General features: G+C 69.9%; 14 protein-coding genes and 1 CRISPR repeat array (1 of these 15 running past the window's edge). Of the genes, 6 read left to right on the top strand and 8 right to left on the bottom strand.

Annotation, left to right across the window (positions count from 1 at the left end; all coding sequences use genetic code 11):
- Positions 1 to 11: direct repeats of the CRISPR family, unit length 28 nt (it extends 1,180 nt beyond the left edge of the window).
- A 464-nt stretch (positions 12 to 475) separates the two neighbouring features.
- On the top strand, positions 476 to 1,666 hold the full coding sequence (locus ACR807_RS06780) for a sugar ABC transporter substrate-binding protein (protein ID WP_438920349.1): 1,191 nt from the start codon (positions 476 to 478) through the stop codon (positions 1,664 to 1,666).
- A gap of 86 nt (positions 1,667 to 1,752) precedes the next feature.
- On the opposite strand, the gene ACR807_RS06775 is transcribed toward ACR807_RS06780, so the two are convergent.
- The gene (locus ACR807_RS06775) at positions 1,753 to 4,524 is read right to left on the bottom strand and encodes an AfsR/SARP family transcriptional regulator (protein WP_438920348.1); all 2,772 of its coding nucleotides are present in this window, start codon (positions 4,522 to 4,524) and stop codon (positions 1,753 to 1,755) included.
- A gap of 139 nt (positions 4,525 to 4,663) precedes the next feature.
- On the opposite strand from ACR807_RS06775, the gene ACR807_RS06770 reads away from it, so the two are divergent.
- The 3 genes from ACR807_RS06770 (at position 4,664) to ACR807_RS06760 (ending at position 7,126) form a co-directional block, all read left to right on the top strand.
- The gene (locus ACR807_RS06770; protein ID WP_438920347.1) at positions 4,664 to 5,086 is read left to right on the top strand and encodes a hypothetical protein; all 423 of its coding nucleotides are present in this window, start codon (positions 4,664 to 4,666) and stop codon (positions 5,084 to 5,086) included.
- 162 nt (positions 5,087 to 5,248) lie between these two features.
- Positions 5,249 to 5,584 (top strand): hypothetical protein, encoded by a 336-nt coding sequence (locus ACR807_RS06765; RefSeq protein WP_438920346.1) that lies wholly within the window; start codon positions 5,249 to 5,251, stop codon positions 5,582 to 5,584.
- Positions 5,585 to 6,628: 1,044 nt separating this feature from the next.
- Positions 6,629 to 7,126 (top strand): helix-turn-helix domain-containing protein, encoded by a 498-nt coding sequence (locus ACR807_RS06760; RefSeq protein WP_438920345.1) that lies wholly within the window; start codon positions 6,629 to 6,631, stop codon positions 7,124 to 7,126.
- Between the two features lie 380 nt (positions 7,127 to 7,506).
- On the opposite strand, the gene ACR807_RS06755 is transcribed toward ACR807_RS06760, so the two are convergent.
- From ACR807_RS06755 to ACR807_RS06740, 4 genes are all read right to left on the bottom strand, one after another.
- The gene (locus ACR807_RS06755) at positions 7,507 to 7,749 is read right to left on the bottom strand and encodes a hypothetical protein (RefSeq protein ID WP_438920344.1); all 243 of its coding nucleotides are present in this window, start codon (positions 7,747 to 7,749) and stop codon (positions 7,507 to 7,509) included.
- 7 nt (positions 7,750 to 7,756) lie between these two features.
- The gene (locus ACR807_RS06750; RefSeq protein WP_438920343.1) at positions 7,757 to 8,737 is read right to left on the bottom strand and encodes a hypothetical protein; all 981 of its coding nucleotides are present in this window, start codon (positions 8,735 to 8,737) and stop codon (positions 7,757 to 7,759) included.
- Between the two features lie 82 nt (positions 8,738 to 8,819).
- Positions 8,820 to 9,002, bottom strand: coding sequence for a hypothetical protein (locus ACR807_RS06745; RefSeq protein WP_438920342.1), 183 nt, complete (start codon positions 9,000 to 9,002; stop codon positions 8,820 to 8,822).
- A gap of 626 nt (positions 9,003 to 9,628) precedes the next feature.
- A complete protein-coding gene (locus ACR807_RS06740) occupies positions 9,629 to 10,093 on the bottom strand; it encodes a hypothetical protein (RefSeq protein ID WP_438920341.1) in 465 nt (154 codons plus the stop codon).
- 159 nt (positions 10,094 to 10,252) lie between these two features.
- Between ACR807_RS06740 and ACR807_RS06735 the strand changes: the two genes are divergently transcribed.
- A complete protein-coding gene (locus ACR807_RS06735; RefSeq protein WP_438920340.1) occupies positions 10,253 to 13,159 on the top strand; it encodes an AfsR/SARP family transcriptional regulator in 2,907 nt (968 codons plus the stop codon).
- Between the two features lie 30 nt (positions 13,160 to 13,189).
- On the opposite strand, the gene ACR807_RS06730 is transcribed toward ACR807_RS06735, so the two are convergent.
- The 3 genes from ACR807_RS06730 to ACR807_RS06720 form a co-directional block, all read right to left on the bottom strand.
- Positions 13,190 to 13,354: a hypothetical protein gene (locus ACR807_RS06730; protein ID WP_438920339.1), complete on the bottom strand. Its 165-nt coding sequence runs from the start codon at positions 13,352 to 13,354 to the stop codon at positions 13,190 to 13,192.
- A gap of 429 nt (positions 13,355 to 13,783) precedes the next feature.
- Positions 13,784 to 15,580, bottom strand: coding sequence for an Imm1 family immunity protein (locus tag ACR807_RS06725; protein WP_438920338.1), 1,797 nt, complete (start codon positions 15,578 to 15,580; stop codon positions 13,784 to 13,786).
- Complete coding sequence (locus tag ACR807_RS06720) at positions 15,580 to 16,569, bottom strand: DddA-like double-stranded DNA deaminase toxin (RefSeq protein ID WP_438920337.1); 990 nt, start codon at positions 16,567 to 16,569, stop codon at positions 15,580 to 15,582. Before ACR807_RS06720 ends, ACR807_RS06725 begins: the two co-directional genes overlap by 1 nt.
- 2,014 nt (positions 16,570 to 18,583) lie before the next feature.
- Here ACR807_RS06720 and ACR807_RS06715 point away from each other — a divergent pair.
- A complete protein-coding gene (locus ACR807_RS06715) occupies positions 18,584 to 19,570 on the top strand; it encodes a HesA/MoeB/ThiF family protein (protein WP_438920336.1) in 987 nt (328 codons plus the stop codon).
- Position 19,571: the final 1 nt, after the last annotated feature.

The raw sequence follows: 19,571 nt of genomic DNA, 5'->3' as shown, positions 1-19,571 counted from the left end.
GGGGATGGTCCCGCCCGGTCAGCGCCGAGCGGCTGCTGCACCACGTGCTACCCGCGAGCGGGGATGGTCCGGGCGAAGCCCTGCTCCAGACCGCCCAGGACTGGTGCTCCCCGCGCGAGCGTGGATGGTCCCGGCCCCTGACACGGAGGACTGAACTCCATGCGGTGCTCCCCGCGCGAGCGGGGATGGTCCTCACCGAGCTGGTGAACACGGCGCCGCCCGCGTGCTCCCCGCGCGAGCGGGGATGGTCCGCGCCAATGGCCCTCCTCTCGCCCGGAACACACTTCTCTCGCGATCTTCGGACGCACGGGTTCGACCGAGCGTGCTGCGAGGGCGAGTAGGCGTTGCGGAGGCGGAGCACCTCGATCGCCTCACCACCGCCGCTCGTCAACACCCTCGCCGACGCGTTGCGCCAAGTTGGGCAATCGCGCCGGATTGACGATCACCGCGGCGCGCGGTGCGCGACCATCGCGGCGTGCGCGAGGAGAGGCCGGCGGACCGGCCGGGCGACCAGGTGGCGAAAGCGTCCTCCGGGAGCTCCGTCGTGCAGGCCGGGCGGGACGTCCGCATCACCTACCGGCGGGGCGTGCACCTGTCGCCGCGCCCGGCGGGCGCGGTCCTCCTCGCGGGCGCGGTGGCCGTCGGCGGGCTCGTCCTGCTGCTCAACGGGCTGCTGACCCTCGCCGTCCCCCTGTGGGTGACGCTCCTGGCGGCCGTGGCGGGCGCGGTGACCGCACTGCCGCTCCGGCGCGGCCGGCGGGTGTTCCTGGTGACGTCGGCGTTCAGCCGGAAGCCCTGGATCGTCGAGCTGATGCAGCACGTGCACGGCACGCTCAACCGCGGCGGACTCGACCTGGTGCTCAAAGCACCCGAACACGACTACGACGCCGCCGCGCAGGCACACCACCTGCGGCACCTGGCCCGCTCCCGGCGCGAGTACCTCGGGGGACTCGTGGTCGCCACCGAGGTCCACCGGCTGCGGCCGGAACTCGTCGAGTTCTGCGCCGACTTCGCGGCACCGGTCGTCTTCGTCGACATCGAACCGTTCGACGACGAAACCGACTACCCGCCCGACACGGCGTTCGTCGGCTACCTCCCCACCGACATAGGCGTGCTCGCCGGTCAGTGGCTCGCGAACCACCTCACGCGGCACGACGTCCGCCACCCCCACGTCCTGATCGTCGCGGGCCCGGAGCAGGTGGACCGGCAGCGGTGCTGCGAGGAGGTGCTGCGCGACCGCGTGGACGGCGTCTCCGTCGTGGTGGACGACGGCTGCGCGTTCCAGCGGTCCCGGGCACGGGAGACCGTGCAGGCCCACGTGCGCGAACTCGATGCCCGGGGCGGCCGGCTCGACGCCGTGTTCTGCACCGACGACGAGATGGCGCTCGGCGCGGTGGACGCGTTGCGCGGCATCCACTCCCCCGCGACCGCGGACACCGTGGTCATCGGCGTGGACGGGGCACCCGAGGTCCTCGCGTTGATCGACAGCGGCACCGGTCCGCTGCGCGCCACCGTGGTCCAGGACTCGCGCCGGCTCGCCGAGAGCGCGATCCACGTGCTGGAACGAATGCGCCGAGGCCGGGCTGTCCCCAAGCGGACGGCGTTGCGACCCGAGATCCACCAGACGAACAACCGGTCCGCGACGGTACCGGGAAATGACGCGTAGCAGCACTTCGACCGGCGCGTCGCGGCCCTGGGCACCGGGCACGACACGGCCCGGAGCCGCGACGCCGACGTGTTCGACCTGGTCGGTCAGCCGGTGGGGCCGGTGTCGTGGGGCGGCTGGTGGCGGGTGCCGATTCCGTTGAGGCGCTGTTGCACTCGGGTGGCCTCGTCGCGCCCCTGTGCCCGGTACAGCTCCAGGGCTTCCTGCCACGTCGCGCGCGCTTGGTCGTGCTGCCCCAGGGCGACATGGGCGTGGGCGAGGCTGTCGAGGGTGTCGGCACTGCGGGTGGTGTTGCCGAGGGCGCGGAAGAGGACGAGCGCGTGACGGTAGTGCTGGACGGCCTGGTGGTGTCGGCCGCCTGCGTGCTCGATCCAGCCGAGGCTGTCCAGCGTGTCGGCTTCGCCTTCGGGGTAGCGGTGACGGCGTTGCAGGGCGAGGGCGGCGCGGCAGTGGGCGCGGGCGGTGTCGTGATCGCCGCGGCGGGCGGCGAACCACCCCACCGCGTTGAGCGCGTTCGCCTCCCCGATCGGGTTGTCGAGGGTGCGGGACAGGTCCAGGGCGCGGCGGGCGTGTTCGAGGGCACGCTGGTCGTCCCCTCTTCGTTGCCACGCCCACGCGAGGGTGTGGTGGGTGTGTGCCTGCTGGGCGGGTTCGTGGTGGCGCTCGGCCAGGACCAGAGCGTGTTGCAGGTGGTCGACGGCCTGCTCGTGCCGGTCCGACTCGGCGTGGGCGCGGCCGAGGAGCCTGTGGGCGAGGATGCGGACGACGGGGTCGGGCAGGTGTCCGGAGGCTTCGACGGCGGCCCGGCACACGGCCGAGTGCTCCTGGCGGTGCCCGCGCCGCCAGTGGAAGGTGCTCAGGGCCCAGGCCAGGTGCCACACGGCGTGGTGATGGCGCTGGGCGACGGCGGTGTGCTGAGCGGCCAGCAGGTGAGGGTGGTGCGCGTCCATCCAGGCCAGTGCGCTCGAGTGGTCGAGCAGCGGGTGCGGGTGGGCGCCAGGGCCGGGAGGATCGAGCGGGGGCGGCGGACGGTGGGGGTCCAGCAGGCGGTCGGCGTTGTGCGCCGTGTGCCGGTAGAAGTCCACGACCCGCCACAAGGCCGTCCCGCGCACCGGCTCGGGCAGGTCGTGGGCGACGGTGGCGGCGTAGGCGCGGACGAGATCGTGCATGGTGTAGCGGCCGCCTGGAACACGGGTGAGCAGCGAACTGTCGGCCAGGGCGCGCAGCACGGCGTGCGCCTCCCGCACCGGCAGGGCGCTGAGGCTGGCGGCGGCGGGAAGGTCGATGTCGGGGCCGGGGGCGATGCCGAGCAGGGCGAACACGGTGCCCTGCTGGTCGGAGAGGCGGTGCAGGGACCAGGACAGCACCGTGGGCAGGCCGGCGGTCGGGTCGTCGGAGCCCAGCGCGTGCAGGCCGAGTTCCCGCAGTTCGGTGACGATGTCGGACAGCGGCAGGCGCGGGTCGGTGGCGATGCGGGCGGCGATCACGCCCAGTGCGAGCGGGAACCCGCCGCACAGCTCCACCAAGTCGGCCACGGCCGGTTCCTCGGCGGGCCTGCGTGCGGCGGTCAGCGCGGTCGTGAGCACTGCACTCGACTCGGTGTCGGTGAGCACGTCCAGGAGCACGGGGCGGGCACCGCGGCGCGTGACGAGCCCGGGCAGCCGGTTGCGGCTGGTGATCAACGTGGTGCACGCGCCGGCGTCGGGCAGCAGCGCGGTGACCTGGTCGGTGTCGGCGGCGTTGTCCAGCACGACCAGCATCCGCCGGTCGGAGATCCGGGCGCGGTACAGCGCGGTCAGCGCGTCGGGATCGTCCGGCAGCTCGCCGGTGTCCGCTCCGAGCGCGTCGAGCAGCACCCGGGCTGCCGCCCCGGGCGTCATCGCCCGTCCGGTGGGGCCGAACCCGCGCAGGTCCACGAACAGCAGCCCGTCGGGGAAGTCCTCGACGTGCCGGTGGGCCCAGTGGAGCACGAGCCACGTCTTGCCCACCCCGCCCACGCCGATGACGACCCGGACCTCCGCGGTCCCCCGTCCGGCGGTCAACTCGTCCAGCTCACGGGTGCGTCCGGTGAACGGCACGGGCGCGGGCGGCAGCCTGCAAGGCGCGGGCGACGCGGGAGGAGCCCCCTCCGGGGCCAGGGATTCCCCGGCGAGGACACGTCGGTACAGCTCTCGGAGTGCGAAGCCCGGGTCGGTGCCCAGTCCATCTGCCAGCCGGGCGCGCAGCCGGTGGTACTGGTCCAGCGCCTCGGCCTGCCGACCCGACCGGTACAGCGCGAGCACCGCCTGCCCCACCAACCTTTCGTCGAACGGCCGCTCCTCGACCCGCCCGAGCAGCCCCGCCACCAACCCGGCGTGCCGGCCTCGGCGCAACTGGTGTTCGGTGTGGTCCAGCTCGGCGGCAACCCGCACCCGCTCCAGGTCCGCACGGACTTGGAGCACCCACGGCGTGTCCAGGTCCGCCAACGGCTCGCCACGCCACAACCGCCACGCCCGGGCGAACAACGCGTCGACGTCACCGACCCCCTCGCCCGCACGGGTGACCAGATCGCGAAACGAGTGCAGGTCGACGGTCCCGGGATCGACATCCAACACGTACCCGCCGGACCGGTACCGGATCGGCGCGGCCTCGCCCAGCACCCGCCGCAACCGGGTCAGGTAGCTGTGCAGCGACGCGCGCACCCGTAACGGGGGGAAATCCCCCCAGACGCGGTCGACCACCCGCTCCACCGGCACGACCGTGCCGGCGTCGATCGCCAGCGCGGCCAGGACGCACCGCTGCCGAGCCGGACCGATGTCCACCCCGACACCGTCCACCTCCGCCTCGACCGCCCCCGACAACCGGAACCGCACCGCCATCGCGTCCCCCGCCCCGCACACCCTCCCTTCCTGTCTAGTGCCCCCCGGCAGGCAGTTCAAGAGGAGTGCAAGGACCCGCCCAGCACGGACCGGCACCGTCTGCCGCATGAATTCTTCTTCGAAGGGGACGGTTCCGAAAATGACCACGTCGATCAAGCGGTTGATCGCCACCACCACGTTCGCGGTGGCGGCGATCGGTTCGGCTACCGGGCCGGCCTTGGCCACCGGATCGGGTACCGACGGGCGGGACTTCTCGGCGAGCGGTGACGTTTCCGTCGCCGGCTACGAGACCTGCACGTGGGGCAAGGCGTGCCTGTACGAAGGGCTGGACGGCACCGGCCGGCGTTGGGAGGTCCCGGGGTGCGGCTGGAACGACATCCCGTGGTGGGACCACGGTGGTGTGCGCAACCTCGTGACGTCGGTGCGGACGCACGGCAACGGCATCACGCTCGTTGACGATGACCAGAACGGCGCGGTCACGGGTTCGGTCGGCCCCTGGGGGAAGACGAACCTGGCCGGCTGGGAGAACGACCGGGCGGACCGCGTCTTCGTCACCTGCTGATCCGAGCGGCGGGCGGGTACCCCCGACCGGGGCACCTGCCCGCCGCAACGTCCACGACGTCACCCGTCCGCCGCCGGCCGCACCCCCCAGCGTTGCGACAAAAATTTACACACCCAACCGAGGTTAGGTGAATTGCCAGCGGAGCCGAAGCCCTTCGACCGCATGACCACGCTGGTAGCGCCCACACCGGCTCAGGCGGACGTCGGGGCCACCTCGGCGATCGACCGTGCGAACCTGCGGCCCGACGACCTGCTCAACGACCGTGTCAATGACGACGGCGGACGCTACCGCAAGATCGTCGAGGACACCGTGTCCGGCATCGCTTCGACAACATCCCATATATCAGAAGTTCTCTCATCTGCGCACCAATGGGCTTTCGCCCGCTCAAGCTCGAAAACGGGCACCAATACGGGGGCCGCACAATCCGAATCGATGTGTTCAATGGACATCCCGCGTGCGCTTACCTCACACGGCCGGGAAGTTCCACCCACAGCATAGCGCTACGCCATTCAAGTGAAGCAGCATGGCCTCGCCGTCCGTCTGGCACTGCTTTGCGGCCGACATCAGCGCCGGTAAGAGCAGTCGACGGATCTCATGTCTGGACCGGGTCAGCAAATTGGACATCGCACTACCCGAGCGGCACCACTGCGGCCGGAGACGTGAGCCGGATGGTCCGGAATAGCTGCCCGGCGGCCTGCTCCTCTTCACGTCACCACCGGCGATGTTGCGGTATCGGAGATACAGGAAGGCTGCCCTTGTGGCACACGACAGCACGAGGGCCGCGTCCCACCCGGCGATCGGCGCGGGGCATTCGTGCCCACGCCGCCTCGGATCGTTGGACGGGGCTCCCGAAACGTCGTGCACGGACCGCCGCATCCGCATCTTCCGACGTGCGCGCATGATCAGGCCGCACGGCAAGCAGTCGGGTTCCCGCCCGGCCCGCCCTCGTAGTGGCCGGTCGACTATCACCTCAAAGGCTGGTGACCGCTCGCCGCGCGTCCCTCGTGGACGCCGACCACGCCGCACGTGACGATGAGGGCGTGGCCCGGCCACGCAAGGGATAGGACGTCATAGGACGTAACGGGTGGCACAGCTGTGTCACCCCAGCCCCGGCACAGCTCTGCCGCCCCAGCCCCGGCACGGCTGCGCCACCGGTGGCAATCTGCCGGGGGTGGCAATCCGCCGGGGGTGTGGACAACTTGGCGATCCGCCGCACAAGGCGCGCAGCGGGCTCACCCCGCCGACTCGACGGCTTTCATTCTATGAAATTTCAATTCTTTCACCGATCCCGCCCCAAAGTTTCACGTGCTGAAAGTTTTGACATTCTCGTCGGTTGATGTGATGATGCCGTCCGAGATGAACCGGGGGGCGCGGATCCGAATGGCGGCAATAAATCGAGAGCAGTGTGCCGCAGGCACTGCCGGGAGTCTGCCGAGGCGCCGGGGAACAGGCGGCCGACCGGCGGCGGAAAAGGCACCCGGAAACGGTGGTGATGTCATCGACGGCCCGTACCACCGGTGACTCGACATGAGCATCCGTGTGATGACCTGGGTGTGGGAGCATGCCGAGGCCGCGGGCACCGACCTGTTGTTGATGTTGGCGATCGCCGATTCGGCCGACGACCAGGGCCGCAACGCCTGGCCCTCGATCTCCGACTTGTCCCGCAAAACCCGACTCGACGAACGCACCGTCCAGCGCCGCCTCAAACGACTGCACGACCAGGGGCGCATCGCGATCGAAGTCGGCGGCGGGCGCCGTCGCAACCGCTACGCCATCCTCATGACGCCGTCATCGACCCCGTCGACGTTACCGCCATCCAACCGGCCCGCCGCGCCGGTCCACCGCCGGACATCAATTCCTTCCACACAACGCAGCTGGTCTCGCGGAACGGAGCACAAGCCCGACCGTGTCGACTGGCCGCAGTGGTGCGAACACTGCGACGGACCCGCGCCACAGGAACGCTACGTCGACGACGGAACCGGGGTCCTCGTGCCCTGCCCACGCTGCCACCTCAAAGGACACGACCAGACCGCCCGGTAGCAATCCCTCAGCTCCATCCACCCGGAGCTGATCCACCGCTTGGACGGCCGCGTTCGGGACTGTAAAACGAGTGGCTCTGGCGCACTTTCAGTGGTGACAGTGAGTAGCCGGTCGCGGCCGTGACCTCACGGTGGGGATCGATCCCCTTACGGGGAAGGTGCCTTCGTGCTGTCGAAGCCTTTGCCATCGCAGCGGCGGGTGCCGAACGGCACGGCCACAACCTGGATGTGGACTGCGGCCACCGCCTCCGCCGCGCATTCAACGACCGGAACCGATGGTCCGGAAATGCCCTCCCCACAAGGGAATCGGCATCCATCACAGGATCACGAACCGACTGGCTACTCACTGTAACCACCGAAAGTGCGCCGGAGCCACTCATTTTACAGTCCCGGTGAGCCTGCTGCGGCCATCAGCAGGGCGGCAGGTCCGGGGTTGACGCACAGGCCGGCAGCGCGGCAGACGTCGGCGAGGCCGCGCCGGCCGGTGGCGTCGAGCGAGCAGGCCAGGGTATTCAGCGGATCGGCGCGGTCGGCCTCGGCTCCATCCTGCTCGACGTAGACGGCCACGACCTGCTCGCACAGCCGGATCGCGGCGTCGTGTTCGCTGCGGACCTGCCGGATCACGGCGAAATCAGGTGTTGTTGATGTTGGAGTTCAGGTTCGCCGTGGTCACCTCGTCCTGGACCGCCTGGATGCCGTCGAGGATGCCCTGCCTCGTGATGTTCCAGTAGGCAGGCAGTCCCTGACCGGTCGGGTAAACGGCGCCGACGAGGGCGTCGACGTTCGGCGGGTTGACGACCAACGCCGTGCAGGTCATCCCGGTCGAGATGCAGTCGTTGGGCGACAGGCCGGCCCACTTGACGGGGCTCATGACGATGGTGAGTTGGATCCCGTAGCCGAGGAGCAGGACGTCGACACCCACGTCGTTGAGTGCGGTGTACACCGCCTGCAGGTGGCCGAGGGCGTTGACGATGTGGTTGTCGAAGGCCTTTTGCGCCGTGTTCGCGCCGCTGGTGAGGGCCGTGATGTTGGTGCTGGTGCTCGGCCCGCCGAACTGGGCGTTGAGCAGGTGCCCGGCGTAGAAGGTCCGGAGCGGGTGCGCCGCCTTGATCTGGACGAGGCAGGGGAGCGAGGTGGTCGACTGGGCGTTGCTGTTGGTGGACCGCCACGCGGCCGGCCCCAGGGTGCAGGTGACGGACTGGCCGCCCGGGTGCAGGTTGGCCGGCGTGAGGGCGAAGGGTGTGTACGCCGGCGGGACGAGGTGGACGAGCGTCATGACGGTGGTCGCGGCGGGCTTGATGACCACCCGGCCGCGGCCCTGCGTGTCCGCCAGCGTGGACTGCGCCTCCGTGTTGGCGGCGGCCTCGTCCTCCTGTTCCTCTGCCGCCTTCTTGGCGCGCTTCACTTGCCGGGCGCTGTCGTCGTCGGAGTTCTTCCGCTTCTGCGCCCTGATCCGCCTGGCCGCCTCCTGGAACTGGGGCTCCTCCTCCGAGTTGGTCCCGTCGTCCGAATCAGAGCTGATCGGCACGCTGTCGTCCTCGGACGAGGATCGGTCGAAACTGGCGCTGCTCGCCTCGTCCTCGTCGTCGTTGTTCCCGTAGGGATCTGTCATGGTCGCCGCCTCTCCGCGTAGATGATCAACGCTAGTCGTGGCCACCCCGGCCGGCGCCGCACATCGGCGGCCAATCGGAAGATCACGGGTCCACCTGCTGGCGGCGGAGACGGGTCGGCAGGGTGGCGTTGGCGATCGGCGCGCGCGGCCACGGCAGGTACACCCGGAGCTGTGGGACGAGCTCGTGCACCTGCTGGGTCGCGTTCGGTGGTGTCGACCGGTGTTGCCGGGCGGGCGGGTCAGCGGAATTGCGCAGGGTGGTCACGCTGGAGATACGCCAATACAGAGATCAAAAAGCGGTGGCGGTTGGCGTGGTCATGATGTTGTCGGCCCTGGCCGCGTATGCCAACACTCACCGACATACGAGACTAGAACGAACCGAATGAAAACGCACTCCTCGATCTGTAAAGTCACTGGTCAAGAAGTGTGCTCCCCGCGCGAGCGGGGATGGTCCGCACGCGCGAACTTCTTCCGCCGAATCAGCGCGTGCTCCCCGCGCGAGCGGGGATGGTCCGGCGGCATCATGAGCGAGCAACCGGCCGACCCTGTCTTCCCTGCGCCAGCAGGGGTGGTCCCGCGCCGAATCCGCCCGGCACCTCGATGTCGTACGTCCTCCCTGCGCGAGCGGGGGTGGTCCGCACTGATCCTCCCCTGGTCGTTCGGAATCGAGTTGCTGGGTGATCACTCGTTTCAACTGCCCGGAGGACATCGATGATGCCCCGGCGGCACGCATCCGAGTTCCGTCGCAAGGCCCTCGAACCGAGATCCGGCGTCCCTCGGTGATGACGGGCCGGGTCAGCAAAACGGATGTCGTTCGTCAAGGGCATGACGGGAGGGTGGTCTCCCCCGGTATCACCGGTGAAGACCACCCCGTGTCGCCGGGCAGGGCCGTCAGCAGTTCCGGAGGTTCTTGACCGCCCACCGCATGACGCTCTGGTCGATCAGGTACTCGCGGGAGCCTCTGACCGTGGTCCCGTACTGCCAGGAACCGTTCCAGAAGATCCAGACGTCGAGGCAGTACCCGCCACCGACGTAGAAGGATGCGGCCTGCTCCCAGTTGAGGGGGGCGTCGTCCGTGCGCCGGTGGGCCGCCAGGAGGTGGGTGTAGTCCTGGGAGTTGTCGTACTGGGACACCCCGATCTTGACGTTGGTCTCGTTGCTGATGTAGGTCCGCAGCGCCAGCGGCGCGACGGGGGAGCCGGTGTCCGCGGCCGAGATGGAGCCGTCCGCCGCCACCGTCAGCCAGCGCGCCGGGGTGCTCGACGTGGCGCCCGCGGGGGTCACCAGCGAGATCGCGGCGAGCACCGGCAGGAACAGCAGCGCCAGCGTCCGGGCCAGGGTGTTCGTCTTCCTCATCGTGGCTCTCTTCCTGTCGTCCTGCGCCACCCGCAGGTCGGGCGGCAACGGGACCATCGTCTGGGGCCGTTCGTATGAATTAGTCGCGACTTCGCACAATGCGCAGGTCAACGGGGTTTCGTGGTCCGCATGGCACAGCTTCACGGGGTTGGTGCGTCGGTGGAGTTCCATCTTCTGGGTGCGGTGTCCGTGCTCGTGGACGACGCGGTCGTGGACCTGGGGCCGGCCCGGCAGCGGTGTGTGCTGGCCGCGTTGGCGGTCGACGCCGGGCAGGTCGTCTCGGTGGAGCGGTTGATCCACCGGGTCTGGGGGGAGCGTTCGCCGCTGAGGGCGCGGCAGACGCTGGTGAACTACGTGTCCCGGCTGCGCCGGGTGCTCGACGCGGACGGCGCGGTCGTCGTGCGGCGCGCGGGCGGCTACTCGCTGGCGGTCCGGCCGTCGGCGATCGACCTGCACCGCTTCCTCGACCTGCGCTCGCGTGCCCTCGCCGAGGACGGCCGGCGGGCCGCGGCGCTGCTGGAGGAAGCGCTGGGGCTGTGGCACGGGGAGGCGTTGGCCGGTCTGAGCGGTGACTGGGTGGCGGCCGAGCGGGATCGGCTGCACCGGGAACGCCTGGCGGCCGAGAGCGGCCTCACCGACGCGCGGCTCGCGCTCGGCGGGGGCGCGGGGCTGGTGGCCGAACTCGCGGCGCGCGCCGTCGAGCACCCCCTGGACGAGCGGACGGCGGGCCAGTACCTGCTGGCGCTGCACCGAGCCGGGCGCACCGCCGACGCCCTGGCCCACTACCAGCGCACACGGGATCACCTCGTGAAGGAACTGGGCATCGACCCCGGTGCCGCGCTGCGCGAGCTGCACCGGCTGATCCTGGCCGACGACCCGTCCCTGGCCGGCAGGCCCGAACGCGACGACACCGACAGCGAACACTCCACCGCTGCGCCGGTAGACCGGACGGCGCCAGCAGATCGGGCGGTGGCGGCAGATCGGGCGGTGGCGGCAGATCGGGCGGTGGCGGCAGATCGGGCGGTGGCGGCGGTGACGCCCCGGCAGCTGCCCGACGCGCCCGCGTCGTTCGTCGGCCGGCGGGAGGAGCTGGACCTGCTCGACGCCGCCCTGCTCGACCAGGCGTGGACCACGACAGTGGTGATCTCGGCCATCGCCGGCACGGGCGGGATCGGCAAGACCTGGCTCGCGCTGCACTGGGCACACCGGCACGCCGAGCGGTTCCCCGACGGGCAGCTGTTCGTCGACCTGCGGGGCTTCAGCCCCGACAGCGCGCCGATGGAGCCGTCGACGGCGGTGCGCGGGTTCCTCGACGCGCTGGGCGTCGAGCCGCACCGCCTGCCGGTCGACCCGCACGCCCAAGCCGCCCTGTTCCGCGGCCTGGTGAAGGGCAAGCGGATGCTGATCGTGCTGGACAACGCCGCCACCAGCGACCAGGTCGTCCCGCTGCTGCCCGGCGGCGCGGACTGCACGGTGGTGGTGACCAGCCGCCACCGGCTGCCCGGGCTGGTCGCCCGGCACGGCGCCCGGCCGCTGTCCCTGGACGTGCTGACCGACGCCGAGGCGCACGCCGTCCTGGTCTCCGTGCTGGGCGCGGCGCGCGTGGCGGACCAGCACCGGGCGGTGACCGAGCTGATCGGGATGTGCGGCGGGTTGCCGCTGGCGCTGGGGGTCATCGCCGCCCGGGCCCGCGCCGAACCCCGGCTGCCGCTGGACCGGGTCGTCGCCGAGCTGCGCGAGTCCGGCCTGGGCTCGCTCGCCGACGACGATCCGTCCGCCAGCCTGCCCGCGGTGCTGTCCTGGTCGCTGACCCACCTGACCGCCGAACAGCGGGAGGTCTTCGCGCTGCTCGGCGTCGCACCGGGACCCGACACCGGTCCCGAGGCCGTCGCCGGTCTCACCGACCGCTCCCCCGCCGAGGCGGACCGGGTACTGCGGGCGTTGCGGGACGCCTCGCTCCTCGAGCGCGATGCGCGAGGCCGCTACGCGATGCACGACCTCGTCCGCGCCTGCGCCACCGCCGAGGCCCGCGACCTGGCCGAGCCGGTCCGGCGGGCGGCACTGCGCCGGGTGGTCGACTTCTACCTGCACACCGCGCACGCCGCCGCCCACGTCCTGGACCCGCGCCGCACCCCGGTCCCGGTCGCCCCGCCCGCGGCGGGCTCGCGTCCCCTCGCGCCGACCGACGAAGCGGCAGCGATGACCTGGCTGGACACCGAACACGCGCACGTCCTGGCCGCCCAGCGGACCGCCGCCGACCAGGACCGCCACGAGGTGGTCTGGCAGCTTGCCGGGGTGCTCAGCACGTTCACCGACCGGCGCGGACGCCTGCACGACGACCTGGCCTCGTGGCAGGCGGCGGTGGACGCCACCACGCGGCTGCCCGACCTCGGCGCCCGCGCCCTCGCCCACCGGCGCCTCGGCCGCGCCCACTCCCGACTGGGACGCCACGAGGCGGCCACCGGGCACCTGCGCCAGGCCCTCGCCCTGATCGAGCGCGCGGACGACCCCGCCGAGCAGGCCCTCATCCACCAGACCCTCGCCCTGGTCTGGGAACGGCGAGGTGACGACCACCGCGCGCTGGAACACGCCCGGCGCGCCCTGGACCTGCACCGCGTCCTGGGCGACCGGGTGCGCGAAGCCATCGCGCTCAACTCGGTGGGGTGGTACTCCGCCCGGTGCGGCGACCACGACACCGCCCGCGAACACTGTCGGGCCGCCCTGGTCCTGCACCGCGACCAACACGACCCCAACGGCGAGGCGGCCACCCTGGACAGCCTGGGCTGGATCGACCACCACACCGGCCGCCACCGGCAGGCGATCGAACACTACGAGCAGGCCCTCGACCTCTACGGCGGCCTCGGCGACACCTACGAGACCGCCGGCACCCTCGACCGCCTCGGCCACCCCCACGCCGCCCTCGACCGGACCGACCTGGCCCGCGCGGCGTGGCAGGAGGCGCTGCGGCTGTACCGGCAGATGGGGCGCGACACCGACGCCGACCGCGTACAGCGACAACTCGACGCCCTCGACGCAGTCCCGGAAGCGGCCCACGCCGGCCGCTGAGAACCCGCACCCCAAGCGCCCACGGTCCGGTCACCAGCGGATGTCCTCCAGCACGTCCGGTGGCGTCCGCCGGTTGAAGGACTCGGGCACCACGACCGTGTCGGCGACGGCCAACACAGCTGAGAATGTGATGCCGCACCGCCGTTCGACCTCGCCCACCGCCGCCTGCAACACGCGGAACTCGTCGAAGCCCACCTTCACCATCGACCAGGCGGCGGTCTTCCCTCACAAGCGGGGATGGTCCGTCAGGCGGCACCCGGCGGCGCTCGCGCAACTGATGCGCTCCCCACGCGAGCAGAGGTGGTCCTACTGACCCGGCTCTCATTACCGCGGTGACCGGGTCTTCCCGCGCGGGTGGGGTGTTCCACAGCGCCTTGAAATCTTGCGACGCGTCTCCTGTTTCTACGCACGCGAGAGTGGCCCGTTCTTCGAGGTGGTACTCGATTCAGACGGTCTGTCTCTCCCATCGTCAGAGGCGTTGCGACGACCAGTTGGATCCGCCCGCTCCGACTGTCTCGGGTACCTGCGCCCCCGAGTCGTCCATGACAGCATCGTGGCCGTCGAGCCCGCAGGGTCGACCGACACGATCGAGGCATGCACCACGCACTGCGGCAGGCGACTCCCTCATTCTCCGAGCGGCCCGCCGCTGCCGACGTGCTGCGGCACGGACGTCCACAGCTGCGCAGTCGACAGGTCGCCGCTGTCGACGAACCGGCCGGCGATCTCCACTGCCCGGTCCACTGGAATCTCCGCGCCGGGTGCCAGCCAGTGGGGGGCCAGGACAACGGTGTAGTAGCGCACGGGCTTCGTGTTCAGGCCATCCGCTGGCACCTTGGGCGTGGACTCGCCAGCCCTGGTCCACTCCAAGGCGCCGAACTCGCCACGCAGCCCGATGGCCAGGCGCGACGAGTCACGTCGGTGGCTGAGGAACCAGATACGCCCAGTGTCGTTGACCAGCCGCATGTTGGCCGCCATCAGCATGGTCATCAGCTCGGTGGGCGATCCGAGGTCCGACACGTCGATCTCGGTCTGTTCGGCGAGCATGCCGGTCATGGCGTCCATGGCCTCCAGCGACTCCTGCGGCAGGCCTGTCACCGGGCCGTGTGCGATGTCCTGCCCCGATCGCCAGCGCGCACCGGTCGGGCGTTGTCCAGTGCGCAGGTATTCCGCCGCTACCGCCAGCGCCCCGTCCAGGTCCCTGACGGCCAGTTCCGGCACGATGTGTCGTCCGCCGTCGGCGGTGTGGAACACCATTCGCGTGTCGTTCGTGCCGTCTTGTGGGACCAGCCGCCGCCCGTCCGGCTCGACCCACTCCACCGCACCCACCCCGTCCCCCACTCCGAACACCAGGTAGGGCTGCTTCGGGTCATCCTCCCCGTGGCGCAGGAACCATACCCGGCCGGCGTTCCCGGATGCGGTGACGTCGAAGAGCCGGTTCACCAGGTCCGCGTGGTCGTAGCGCCCGGCGTAGCTGAGGAACACCGTGGTGCCGATCGACCGCGGAACGAGCGGGGCGGGTTCGTCCGTGGTCTTCCACTCCACGCACGCAGGCCGGTCACCGGTGGCGGTGAATTCCTCGACGATGTCGAGCACGGTGTCCCACGGCAGCTCCGCACCCGCGGGCAGCACCCGGTAGCTGTCGTGTGTTCCGAACAGCTTCGGCTCGTCCCCGACTCCGTCGGCCGGGAGGAAGTTCCCGCCTCCCGGCTCCACCCACACGACCGCGGCCTGCTGCCCTCGCAGTCCCACCACCAGGTAGGGCGCGGTCAGGTCGTCACCATGGACCAGCCGCCAGGCCCGGCCCTTGTCGGCACCGTGGCTCGCCGCGACCAGCAGTCGGACTGTCCGGCGGGCCTCGCGTCCGGCGATGTCCACGACGCTCGTGGCGCGGACCTCGGCGAACTCGGCGGGAAGTTCCACGCCGGCGAGGAACGACTGGAGTTGGGGGTCGCGGTCCTGCCGCCGTCGCGCGCCGCCCGGCGTGCGCAGGTCGGGCACCTCGGCTTCGGGCATCCACTCGACGCATGTCGGTCGGATGCCGGTCGCCACGAACTGCGCTGCCGCCTCCAGCACCGTCCCGACCGGGATTTCCTCGCCCGGGTTGCAGACCTGTTCCTGCCATCCTCGCCAGTACGATGTGCCGCCATCGCGGTATTCGGTCCCGGCGGGCACCTGCATGTCGTCACGATCGCCGTACCAGCGCAGGAAACCCCGCTCGGGGCCGACCCCGAACACCATCGTCGGATAGGTGTCGTCGTGCTCGCCCGCGAAGATCGCCCACTCCACAGGCCGGAGTCGGCCTTCGTCGTCGCGCACCCGGAGGAACCCGTCGAGGTCCGGTGCTCGACGAACGACGTCCAGGCCGGTCCAGTTGGTCGACCGGGCCTCTTCCAGGGCGACATCGGGGGTGTCGTTGCCCATCATGCCTGCTCTCTCCGGACGCCGTAGATCCTCGTGAACGGCTGGTTGTCCTGCATGGTGCCGTGGACGGTCAGTGACTTGCCGAGCCGGGTGAGGATCGGCGTCAACACCTTGTCGCACGTGGTGCGCCGGTCGGCGTTGATTTCGACACCGCACGGGGTGTAGTTGATCGCGATCGTGGCATGGTCGACCTCGGGCATGTGCGACAGCAACTCCGCGGCCTTGACCTCGACATGAAACCTCAGGTAGTCGGCTTGTGCGGTGGTGTACCCCTGCGACAGCAGCATGTCCTTGGTCGCCGCCACCGCGATGTCGTCACTGGGGCCTCCCGAGACGAGTCCTCTCGTTTCGCCTCCGAGCGCGAGCACGCCGTACGTCTGCTTCCCGCTGTTCGGGACGACACGCGGAGGAAGGCTGGCGGCCAACCCGGCCGCGGCCGCTGGGTACCGGTCGCCATGCACGTTCTCGAACTCCTGCCCACGCCGGCCCTGCACGCGAGCATTCCCGCTCTGGGACGACGCCGAGGTGCCCGTGCCGGTCGATGCCGACTGCCCGGCGACCGGACGCCCGGTCTGTCGCTCCGCCGCAGAGAAGGGCATGCCCGCTGTCGTGGGCGCGGATGAGGCTATGGGCGCGGTTCCGGATGTAGACGTGGTCGTCGAGACCGGCGCGGCGGAACCGGTCGACGAGCGGGCCAACCGCGACATGGCCGCCTTCTTCGTCCTCGACGCCCTGAGCGTCGCGGCGATCTGCGCCCTGGCCCGGACCCAACCGATCTTCGAGTCGATCGTGCCGGTCAAATCGTCGAAACCCGCACAAATTGCTTTGTTCCGTTCGGAAAGCTGTTCAGCGTCGCCCTGGAGGGTCCCGGTCAGGCTGTAGTACAGCAGCATGAAGTAGTCGTCCCACAGGGACTTGGCCTGGGCGACCGCGGCCTTGGACGCGTTGAGCTTGTCGACAGCCCTCGCGTAGTCAGGCTCATCGGACATCGGCCCCGGCCGGTCCGGAGTGTGGCTGGCACATGACGAGACTCCCTACCACCGTGAAGTACGGCATGCGGACCACAACAGTTACACCATGCGGCGCAGCAGAGGCCACCCTCCGAACGGGCGACACACCACGGCCTCACTTCCAGGACCCACATGACGCGCGGCCGACGTCGCTCCGACGGCACCCCCTGGGCGGGCCTGAGGCGACCCGCTGCGGCTCGATCCCGCCCAGGCCGGGTGGGGGTTCTCCACACGAGCGGACTCTTCCGACCCTCGAGGCCTATGGCGTTCACGTTAGAGCCTGAGCGTTCGATGCGCGACCAGAGCAGTGGCGTCGGACTATAGGCGGCCACCTCGCCAGCCAGCTCTATCGGCCTCGAACCCGTCAGGCAGCGCACCACTAAGCTTACGATGATCGCAAGACGGTCTGGATGTGACGTGCGGAAGGTCGTTGTGTCAAGATTCGAGACCGCAGTGAACCGAATGAAAACACAGGCAGCGACCTGTAACGTCGCAGCTCAAGAGGTGGTCTTCCCCGCGTGAGCGGGGATGGTCCGTAGTCGTACTCGTTGTCCACGGCATGCACGCTATCTTCCCCGCGCGAGCGGGGGTGGTCCGCGCCTGATGCGCCTGACCCGATTCGAGATCAAGTCTTCCCTGCATGAGCGGGGTGGTCCTCGCGGCAACCAGCCGAGCAGGTCGACGGCGCGTCTTCCCCGCGCGAGCAGGGGTGGCCCCAGGGCTACGACTGCACCGAAGATGATCCCCAGGTCTTCCCCACGTGAGCGGGGATGGTCCATCGTGCTCGACGAGGTCGAGGTGGGCGACCAGGTCTTCTCCGTATGAGCGGGGATAGGTCCCGCCCGCACAGACTGTGCAGCTGCTCAGCGTGGCGTCTTTCCCGCTCGAGCGAGGGTAGTCGGCGAATCCACGTCAACCGGTCTCCTACCAGCTGTGCCACCGTACGAGCGAGGGTTCCGCCCTCCAGGTCGATTCGCCCTTCGAGGCTGTCATGTTCCCCGCGCCAGCGGGGAACACGACCCCCTGGGCCGACGGCCATCAGTATGCGAGACTGGAACGAATCGAATAAAAACGCGCTCTTCAGCCTATGAAATCACTGGTCAAAAGGTGTTCTTCCCGCGCGAGCGCGAGTGCCCCTCCAGGGCCAGGCGCAGCTGCGCCACGTACTTGTGCTCCCCGCGCGAGTGGGTGGTCCGCCAGTGAATCTGGTGGGTCGGCGGCGTGTTCGTTCCCCCTGCGTGAACAGGGGCGCTCCGGCGTTGTCGGCCGCCAACTCTAGAACAGCAGCGCCCCCCGTGAAGTGCCGCCGTCGCGGTACCGGTCCGACCAAAACCCGCATTCCATCGTTCCTGTTTCCGGACGCCGTAGGCCCTCAGAAACGGCTCGTTGTCCCGCATGGTGGCTTCAACCCATTCGAGAGGTGGGCTCACAGCTCCGGCACAGACCGCACCCTCGGAGCTCCCGCCACGCGCCGGACGAGGTACCGGCCGGCTTGACGGCCATTCCACCGCCTTCCACGAGCCCCTTCGACCACCTCCACCTCGGGCATCCCGACGCAGAGCGCCCTCTGCGGCTAACTTCACCCGTTCGGCCGCTCTAAACCGCTTCGCGTCCCGGCATCTGTCCCGGCTGGTGTCCCAACCGGCCAGCGATGCTCGTGTTCTCACTGACGAGCACGAGAGGGATTGCATGAGAACGCCGTCTTTCCACTCCTCGCCGATCGGCGACGACATGTCTCCCGACCTAAGCGAGAGTCACTGCCTGCAGGCCACAGGTCGAATGTCTGCGGGAAGGTCGGGAAATTCGTGATCGAGTTTTTTGAAATCGAACAGCCGATGACCTTCAGCGGCGACGACCTCCAATCGTAGACAGGAGAAGAATGCACCCTCGGGTAAAGGCCGAGCATTATCCAGTACAGCTGGGTGACGGTCGTATCAGGATCGGCGGTACCGTGCGAGGAATCAATTCCGCCATCGCGGACCCGGATGGCTGGGTGTCCGCGCTGATCACGGCGCTCGACGGAGAGCGCACGGTAGATCAGGTAGCTCACGACATGCGGCGGGTCTTCCCGGACAGGTCCGAACGCGACGTGCGGGCTGCGATCAGCGACCTGATCCGCGCCGGCTACGTCGAGGACGCCGCCGAGGTGGCTCCTGGGGAGCTGTCCGAAGCGGAATGGAAACGATACGACCGAGGACGACGGTTGTGGCGCTGGATGGACCGCACACCACGGCGCACGAGTTGGGACGTGCAACTGCTGTTGAAGCGAGCGGCGGTCCTGGTCGTCGGTATCGGCGGTGTGGGAAGCACCGCGGCGCTGTCTCTGGTGATGTCGGGCGTTGGGCGTGTGCATTGCGTCGAGCCGGACATGGTGGAGCTGTCGAACCTCAACAGGCAGGTCTTGTTCGCTGACGCGGACGTCGGCAGGTTCAAGGTCGATGTGGCGGTCGAGAGGCTGCGTGCCCACAACTCCGACGTCGTGGTCACAGGTGAGCGAGCCGTCGTCGGGAGCTTGGCGGCTCTTCAAGCTCTGGCCGAGGGATTCGACGTGGTCCTGTTGGCTGCGGACAGACCGTCGGTGATCCGACGGTGGGCCAATCGGGCCTACCTGGAAACCGGCACGGCTTGGGTGCACGGGGGCTATCACGGACCACAGGCCATCGTGGGGCTGTACCGGCCGGGCAGTGGACCGTGTTACGAGTGCCTGTACGCCGAGCAGAAGACACGGCCAACGCCGATGCCAGTCCGCACGCCCTGGCCGGCGGTAACGAGGCAGCCGAGGCAACACGCGGTGAACGCGGTGACGGCCGGGATCACCGGTCACCTGGCAGCACACGCGGTCATGAGCCTGATCACCGGGGTGCCGGCGTTGCCGGCGAATCGCGAGTACGGGCTCAACCTGGTCACGTTGGACGAATGCGTCGCCCGCGGCGTGGCTGAGCCCAGCCCTCGGTGTCGGGCCTGTGGCCCGCTGCACTAAG

The sequence above is a fragment of the Saccharothrix sabaoui genome, assembly GCF_051756985.1.
Classification (GTDB): domain Bacteria; phylum Actinomycetota; class Actinomycetes; order Mycobacteriales; family Pseudonocardiaceae; genus Actinosynnema.
The sequence above is the reverse complement of the archived record's forward strand: the minus strand, read 5'-3'. Positions and strand labels throughout refer to the sequence as shown.

Bases quoted from the DNA above. Each gene is read 5' to 3' on its own strand.
- ACR807_RS06775 (WP_438920348.1), bottom strand. From the start codon at position 4,524: ATGGCGGTGCGGTTCCGGTTGTCGGGGGCGGTCGAGGCGGAGGTGGAC.
- ACR807_RS06740 (WP_438920341.1), bottom strand. From the start codon at position 10,093: ATGAGGAAGACGAACACCCTGGCCCGGACGCTGGCGCTGCTGTTCCTG.
- ACR807_RS06720 (WP_438920337.1), bottom strand. From the start codon at position 16,569: ATGTCCGATGAGCCTGACTACGCGAGGGCTGTCGACAAGCTCAACGCG.
- ACR807_RS06750 (WP_438920343.1), bottom strand. From the start codon at position 8,737: ATGACAGATCCCTACGGGAACAACGACGACGAGGACGAGGCGAGCAGC.
- ACR807_RS06765 (WP_438920346.1), top strand. From the start codon at position 5,249: ATGACCACGCTGGTAGCGCCCACACCGGCTCAGGCGGACGTCGGGGCC.
- ACR807_RS06770 (WP_438920347.1), top strand. From the start codon at position 4,664: ATGACCACGTCGATCAAGCGGTTGATCGCCACCACCACGTTCGCGGTG.
- ACR807_RS06760 (WP_438920345.1), top strand. From the start codon at position 6,629: ATGACCTGGGTGTGGGAGCATGCCGAGGCCGCGGGCACCGACCTGTTG.
- ACR807_RS06725 (WP_438920338.1), bottom strand. From the start codon at position 15,580: ATGGGCAACGACACCCCCGATGTCGCCCTGGAAGAGGCCCGGTCGACC.